Raw genomic sequence first — 8,025 nt, 5'->3', positions numbered from 1 at the left:
GCATTACGCATGATTCGGATTGATAAGCTGCTTAATTTTGTGGCTTTTAGGCTGACTCATGGTCGGCGACAAGGTGCAAGTGCGGGTTTATATGCCGTGATTGATTCCGCGTTATACGGCAGTATCAGCGGCTCGGCAGAAGATAATGTCAATAAAACAGGTAAATATACCATTGATTTAATGCGTCAGTCGGGCTACGAACCTATTTTTGCTGCCAGTATTGAAGCGGTTGCCTCCAGCGCAGGTAAAGTGATTCCTCCCGTGATGGGCGTAGTTGCTTTTATTATTTTAGAAGTCGAGCACAATATTTCATATATGGATTTGATGATAGGTTCATTGATTCCCGCTTTTTTATTCTTATTTGCATTAGGGGTCGCGATTGCGATTGAGGCTAACAAACAGGATTTAAAACCGTTAGACATTAACTATGCTCAAAAAGAACTTAAATTTAAAAACAAAAATTTTGACACCCATATTCAATTTTTAACATGGTTGACGTTTGGAGTAGTCTGCTTATTATTTGCGATTAGCTTTTTTACAGTACCACTTTCGACTTATCCCGCCGCCGCTGTCATTTTTATTTTTATCTTTGGTTTATGGTCACCAAACTACAAAAACTTAAACAATCGCCATCAATACTATGTTGATTTACTCAGGTCATTTGCACAGGCTGGGAAAGATGGGATTTTGCTGGCAATATCATGTGCAATGATAGGACTTTTATTGTTCATTTTAGAACGTGCTGGATTATTTGAATACACGGCCAAATGGTCTGGGGAAGCAAAATATTTATTAGAGAATCAACACTCCTTATTTAGTTTTAAATACGAATTTACTAAATTACTGATTTTATCAGTGACGGCATTTATTACTTTATATTTGGGCAAACATTTACCAGCCATTGCGGTGTATTTATTAATGGCACTCATCGCGCCACATTTCTTAGGTGTTGTGGGTATTGAAGGCTTACACGCACATTTATTTTTATTGTATTACTCCGTATTTGCTGGACTCACACCACCATTCGCCCCTGTTTTAGAACAAGCAGCTAAAACCATTGGCAAAACAACCCAAGAGCTAGTGCCAACCGCATATAAATTAGCCAGCGTTGTGTTTATATTACCGATTGCTTGGGCATATCATCCTGAAATTGTATTGCAGCTCACCGAGGTTTCTAGCTTAAGTCAAGATACGTTTATTATTTTTAATATTATTGCTTTGATGTTAGCGGTGATGGCGGTGACGGTCGCAAACTTTAACTATTTTCGTCGAGAATTATCTGCGCGTTATCAAAAAGTGATTTTATGGAGCAGCGCGATTGTGATTGTGTCTCCGTTAATTTGGCCGTTTAAAATCATTGCTTCCGCCATTATTATTTGGATGCTGGCCAGAAATGATTTAAATATTGGTCAACATCGCAATATAAAACAACAACGTCAAAGTTTTTTCCGTCCTGCATTTGAATTAATCACACTGGTGACGAAACCGAAAAATATCCCAATACCAACTTATTTTACCTTTGTGATTTTAGCGATTGTGTATATTGGTTTGTTTACAATCAACGGCTTTGCGCTTAATTTTAAAAAACAAATTGTTAATCCACTGGTTCAAGATCGATTTCAAGTGATGCTCGGAGTTGAGCAATGTGATGCCTCCATGCAACAACAAGCCAACCAGCATTTTCAACAACAAGGCTATAGCAATCCATCCAGTTTATGTACTCAGTTTGTGACCGAAGCCAGCACCTCCAAACAAGAACCCGGTGAGTTTGGTTTAATCAATGATGAAAGACAAGTTTCTATTATTGGCTTTAAACCCGAGCTTTTTGGCTTTATTAAAGGCTTAAAACAGAATTTGATTGAGAACTTTAATCAAGAAATTATGGGTTATACAGGGTCTTGTTTCCGTTATCAAAATGAAGCTTATAATGAGAAAGAAGAAACCTTTTATTCTCCATTAAGTGATGTCCAGTTTGATTTAAATCAACCGATTGAACATAGTTGCAATCAATATACAAAACAGATACTTCCCGTTGTTTATGTCGGTAAGCAATTGGTTAATAAAATGAATGTCTCGACAGGTACGGTGATTCGGATTCATGATCGTATTTATTTTGAAAACATGGAATTACTGGCGCAAAAAATTGACGATAATAATGCTAAACAATTCTTTGTGGTTGGAGCAACCTTTGAGACTGGGATTAGGGAAATAGATTCAGCGATTATCATGCCCCAAACTGAATTAGCCGCGTTAGGGTTTGATGTAGAACAACGTTTATTAGTTGAATTGGATCAAATACACACGCTTAAACAACTTAATGAGCTTGAGATCGGTTTATTTACTACGGATACGCTGACAAAAAAAATCGGGGAGTATCAGTTTTATTCATTGATTAATACGGGCAATGGCTTGATTGAATCGATTACCGAAGCAGTTAACACCTTGGATGCCATACAATATTCAATGTTACTGGTTTGTTTAGTGGTATTGGTGAGCGCCATGATTCAACTGGTTGAAAGCCAAGCCAGAATGATTGCATTAATGCGAATGTCAGGTTTGCATGGTGTGATTATTTGGCTATTTTTATTCCTACTCTCATCAATCGTGGTGACTTTAGCTTGTGGGCTTGGTATTTTGAGCACTTATCTGATTGATGTGACAACCTTATCTTCTTTTATATTTGGCAATATCGACTATGATGTAAATATTTTTGGATTTGTGCAATTATATGGTACATCTTTGATTTTTGCTGTTATTACGACGATTTTTCTAAAAATACAATATTTTTCACATGATATTTTCCGAGAACTAATGTATGCCAGCCGAAGAGCTTAAGCTAAGTGAGCATCCTAATAAACGAGAACTTGCAGAACAAAATATTATTTTACACGCAAGCAATCTTTATATTGAATATGATAATGAGGCCTTGTTGCAAAATATAAACTTATCTATTCGCTATGGTTCAACGGTATCCATTCGTGGCGATGTGGGGATTGGTAAAAGTTCTTTGTTGCGGATATTGGGTTTATTGTCCAGCCCTAATGCCGGTAGTGTTTATTTGTCCTCTTCCAGCAAAAGAGCTGTTGATGACTATCAAAATGATAAAAGTAAAAAAACAGTCAAAATTCGTGATTATTATGATTGTTCTGCTTTGCCCCATCCAGAACGTGAAGATATTATTAAAACCTATTTCGCCTATATTTTTCAATCACATGAACTGATGATGCAATGGGATGCAATGGAAAATATTTCCTTACCCCTGTTTGCTAGAGGGTTTAGTGCTAAAAATAGAATGAAAAAAGCTCGAGCATTGTGCCGTCAATTAGATATTGAGGATATTATGCACAAGCCAATGTATCAGTTATCTGGGGGACAGCGGCAACTTGTTAATATTGCCCGAGCGTTAGCTAAAGAACCAACGATTTTAATTGCCGATGAACCTTCTTCCAGTCTTGATCCAACTAGAAAATCAATGGTATTTAATTTATTTCAGCAATTAGCTGATGAAAAACAAATGACTATTATCGTGGCAACTCATAATCTGGATGCAGTCACTTTTTTTGATTATCATTATATTATTAGAAATAAAGGCGTTTTAAAATATATTGAGAAAATTGGAGATAGTGTATAGAGAAATATCCCTCATTATTCTATACTTAACTGCTACGTAAGTTATATTTTAATAAATATTATTGATGGAGGGAATATGCACTATTTTTATTTTAAATCGATCAATAAACCTCTCAAGGCGTTTATTATTTGTTTGATGGTGCTATTTCTTGGTGCTCCTTCTTGTGAAGAACAAATTTTAAAACGTATGAGAACAGTTTATCGTTTTGATAGTAATGTAAAAACAGTTTGTGTTGTCGCGGCTTGGCCAGCCAGCAGCTCTAAACAATTAAGTGAAAAATTTGACATAAATAGCATCAATGGAGCGAATAAATTCAACGCGGGTATTGAGTCTTATTTTCGAAAATATAGAGCAAGAACAATTAAAATCATTAGTTATAGTACTTTAAAAAAACCACCTACACAATGTAATGCAGTCTATCAGCAATCTAATGTAGCTAATTATAAGAAATGTATTCAAGCATGGTCAAAATCAACTAAGAAATTGGGAAGCTGTAAAGGCAGCACCACAAAAGTGCTAACAATTGGCAGCTATTTTAATAAAAATAATATTTCAATTTATGTGCTAGATGCAAAGAATACATTTGCTAAATCATTAACTGTCAAGCAAGGTAAACATAGAAGTGCCTCAGCAGTTAACGTTGCCAATCGTTTAAAAACATATATAAAAACTAATAAATAATAGACCAAGCTTGATCTGAAAATTAACGTTTTGTTGCTAAGCGCAAAGCGTTTAACACCACCAGTAATGAGCTGATAGACATACCAATAGCCGCCATCCATGGCGCAATATAACCCATTGCCGCAGCAGGTAAAGCTAACAAATTATAGCCAATGGCCCACAACATATTTTGTCGAATAATAGTTAAAGTTTTACTTGCGGTTTGAATCCCAATTAATAAATTAGGCAACTGCTCAGTTAATAAAATCATATCCGCATTGGCACGTGCCACTTGTGTTCCATTCCCCATTGCAATTGAAACCGCCGCCTGAGCTAAAACAGGTGCATCATTAACACCATCGCCCACCATCGCCACAATAGCCCCCGAGCTTTGTAACTGCTTAACTCGTCTCAGCTTATCTTCTGGGCTTAAGTCGTAGCCAATATGCTGAATCCCAACTTGTTGCGCTACACTTTCCACCACAGCACGATGATCGCCACTGAACAAACTCACCTGTTTGCCTTGTTGCAATAAAGCTTGAATTAACTGTTGCGCCCCTTCACGTAAGCTGTCACCTAATACAAAAGCAGCATAAATATGTTGTTCATCTGCAAGTAATACTAAGCTATGGCCTTTTTGCAATAAATCCTGCTTAACATTTGAATTCAAAGTTAAATCTGTTTTGGTTTTAATAAAATCGACCGTGCCAATATAAAAATTCTTATGGCCTATTTCACCTGATAAACCTGCTCCAACTTTATTGCTAACATTGTCTGCATATACTTTTAAACTCATCATTTCTAATTGATTAAATGCTTGCAATAATGCAGTACCAATCGGATGTTCTGAATGACGTTCTAAAGCCGCCGCATAAGCCAAACAGGTTTGTTCTGACCAATGGGAAATACAATGTGTTTCTAATACTTGTAAGCGGCCTTGAGTTAAAGTACCTGTTTTATCAAACACAAAATGATCCGCTTTGGCCAAGGTTTCCAGTGCATGGCCACGCGTCGTTAACAATCCTGAACGGGTCAAGGTACTGGTTGCAGCCGTGATGGCGGTTGGAGTGGCTAATGACAGCGCACAGGGACAAGTCACAACTAAAACTGCTAAGGTTGTAACAAACCACGCATCATTATTCGGATTTTGTAACCACCAATAGCTTGCCACAATAATGGCTAGTATTAACACTGCAAATACAAAATAGGTCGCGACTTGGTCTGCCAAACGAGTGATTGCAGGCTTTTCAGATTGGGCGCGTTCTAATAAACGCAAAATATGCGATAAAATAGTGTCTGTGCCTAGCTTGGTCACATGGATTTGCAAAGGGCTTTCAATATTCATCGTGCCGCCAATCACCTCTTGTTCTATGATTTTCATCACAGGGTAACTTTCGCCTGTTAACAAAGATTCATCTACACTGGACTGGCCTATGAGCACTGTGCCGTCAGCAGGAATGGTTTCACCCGCTTTGACTAAAATAGTGTCACCTACATTTAATTCCGCGACTAAGACTAATTCTTCATGTATTTCATTATTTTCGGTTTTATTTAAACGGGTTGCCATAGTGGGCATCACATGCACTAAGGTTTCAGCCGCTTGGGCACTACGCTGCCGAGCCAATAATTCAAAATAACGTCCTGTAAGCAAGAAAAACACAAACATCACTATAGAATCATAATATACATGACCACTACTTTGAGCGTTGAATGTTGTCCACACACTGCCAATAAAGGCTAGGCCAATTCCCAGAGAGACTGGCACATCCATGCCCGCTTGTTTATGGGTAATATCACGCCATGCCGAGCGAAAAAAGGGTTCAGCTGAATAGAGTAAAACAGGAACGGTCAATACAAGATTAACCCAATAAAACAAATAACGAAATTGTGGCTCAATCCCCCACCATTCTCCTGCATATAAGGCCACGGAAAACATCATGACTTGCATCCCTAATACGCCTGCTAAACCAATGCGCCGGAGTTGGGTTTTACGCTCACGATCAAGCACTTCTTGCTGCCGATGGGGATCATAAGGATGTGCAATATAACCAATATGAGTCACTGCTTGTAAAATTTGGCTTAATTGAATTTGACTTTCATCCCAACGCACTCGTGCTCGATGATTGGAATAGTTGACTTGCACATCAATCACACCATCTAACGCTTTAATATGTTTCTCATTCAACCATATACAGGCAGCACAAGTAATACCTTCTAAAATTAAAGCCGCTTCTCTGGTATTTTCATCTTCATGGCGGACGAAGCGTTTTTGTATTTCTGGGTTATCGTAGAGTTCAGTTTCTTTTAATATTTCTGGAATTAACTCTCGACCTGTTGGTGCATTTTCGGTTCGATGCTGATAAAAATCTTCTAAACCTGCATCCATGATAGATTGTGCAACTGCTTGGCATCCTGCACAACACATGGCACGTTGTTGGCCTTGAATTTTAACAAAAAAGTCTGCGTTCTCTGGCACAGGTAAACCGCAGTGATAACAGTGAGACATGAATTTTTTCTTGGTAATTTTAAGATTTGAATGGGTTTTTATCCCCAAATTTTACTGGAGAATATTCGTTAGTAAAGCTTTATTAGAATAACGGTGGGTTTCAGTTCGTTTTACTCATTTTACATGTGTCAGGAAGTTTCACAAACTCACAATATCACTTTTCTTAGTAAGCCATTACTGATTAGGATTTTTTCTGTTCAATCAAATAGATTGTTGCAGTCATAAAATGAAAACATTACACTATCGATCACCTTTTAAAAGCCAGAAAGTACCATGCTTATTTTTGAACACTCCAGCCCAAATCGTACAAATACTTCTCAGTATCCATCGCATATTGCAGATATTTCAGATATTCCTGAAGATTTGCGGCGTAAACAGTCAGCGACATTGCCAGAAGTATCCGAAATGCAGGCCGTGAGACATTACACTCAATTGTCGCAAAAGAATTTTTCAATTGATACCCATTTTTATCCTTTGGGCTCATGTACGATGAAATATAACCCACGGATTTGTAATAGTTTAGCGATGTTACCGAGCTATTTATCTCATCATCCAGCCGCCCCCGATAGTCATTCACAAGGTATTTTGGGCAACCTATATGAGCTTCAAGAAATTTTAAAAGCGGTTACAGGTATGAAAGGCGTATCACTTGCTCCAGCCGCAGGCGCACAAGGTGAATTTGCTGGGGTTGCGATGATTCGAGCCTACCATGATGCACGCAATGATACCGCACGGACAGAAATGCTGGTACCTGATGCAGCACATGGCACTAATCCCGCTTCAGCCGTGATGTGTGGTTATAAAGTTCGAGAAATCCCAACTAATAATCAAGGTGATGTGGATCTCGCTGCTTTAAAAGAAGTATTAGGCCCTCAAACAGCAGGTATCATGTTAACCAATCCATCTACTTTGGGTGTATTTGAGCGTGAAATCAAAGATATTTCAAAAGCAGTGCATGAGGCAGGTGGCTTATTGTATTACGATGGTGCGAACTTAAATGCGATTTTAGGCAAAGTACGCCCCGGTGATATGGGTTTTGATGTGATTCATATGAATTTACATAAAACTTTTTCAACGCCTCATGGTGGCGGCGGACCAGGTTCAGGCCCTGTAGGTGTCAGTGATCGATTATTGCCACATTTGCCTGTTCCACATTTCATCGAGGAATTCTCAATTGGATGAAGATAAAGTTCATAGTTAGCATAGCCTTTGTAGAGTGTCCACCCCC

Annotated in this window: 4 protein-coding genes and 1 pseudogene; 4 read left to right on the top strand and 1 reads right to left on the bottom strand. The window is 38.2% G+C overall.

The window, feature by feature from the left end:
* From ABXH34_RS16400 to ABXH34_RS16390, 3 genes are all read left to right on the top strand, one after another.
* Window positions 1-2,835, top strand: a 2,835-nt coding sequence (locus ABXH34_RS16400; protein WP_353572965.1) for a TRAP transporter large permease subunit, incomplete at its 5' end; no start/stop codon positions are given.
* On the top strand, window positions 2,816-3,631 hold the full coding sequence (locus tag ABXH34_RS16395; RefSeq protein ID WP_353572964.1) for an ABC transporter ATP-binding protein: 816 nt from the start codon (window positions 2,816-2,818) through the stop codon (window positions 3,629-3,631). The genes ABXH34_RS16400 and ABXH34_RS16395, both read left to right, overlap by 20 nt.
* Before the next feature lie 75 nt (window positions 3,632-3,706).
* Window positions 3,707-4,312: a hypothetical protein gene (locus ABXH34_RS16390; RefSeq protein ID WP_353572963.1), complete on the top strand. Its 606-nt coding sequence runs from the start codon at window positions 3,707-3,709 to the stop codon at window positions 4,310-4,312.
* Between the two features lie 22 nt (window positions 4,313-4,334).
* Here ABXH34_RS16390 and ABXH34_RS16385 read toward each other — a convergent pair whose 3' ends face one another.
* The gene (locus ABXH34_RS16385) at window positions 4,335-6,797 is read right to left on the bottom strand and encodes a heavy metal translocating P-type ATPase (protein ID WP_353572962.1); all 2,463 of its coding nucleotides are present in this window, start codon (window positions 6,795-6,797) and stop codon (window positions 4,335-4,337) included.
* A 273-nt stretch (window positions 6,798-7,070) separates the two neighbouring features.
* Here ABXH34_RS16385 and gcvPB point away from each other — a divergent pair.
* Window positions 7,071-7,949: pseudogene (gcvPB, locus tag ABXH34_RS16380) on the top strand (aminomethyl-transferring glycine dehydrogenase subunit GcvPB); the annotation flags it as partial.
* Window positions 7,950-8,025 lie beyond the last annotated feature (76 nt).

It is taken from the genome of Candidatus Albibeggiatoa sp. nov. BB20 (genome assembly GCA_016744725.1).
GTDB lineage: Bacteria > Pseudomonadota > Gammaproteobacteria > Beggiatoales > Beggiatoaceae > Albibeggiatoa.
Note: the sequence above shows the minus strand (reverse complement) of the source record. Positions and strands in the feature narration are given on the sequence as shown.

Coding starts and splice junctions, on each gene's coding strand:
- ABXH34_RS16395 (WP_353572964.1), top strand. CDS start 2,816: ATGCCAGCCGAAGAGCTTAAGCTAAGTGAGCATCCTAATAAACGAGAA.
- ABXH34_RS16390 (WP_353572963.1), top strand. CDS start 3,707: ATGCACTATTTTTATTTTAAATCGATCAATAAACCTCTCAAGGCGTTT.
- ABXH34_RS16385 (WP_353572962.1), bottom strand. CDS start 6,797: ATGTCTCACTGTTATCACTGCGGTTTACCTGTGCCAGAGAACGCAGAC.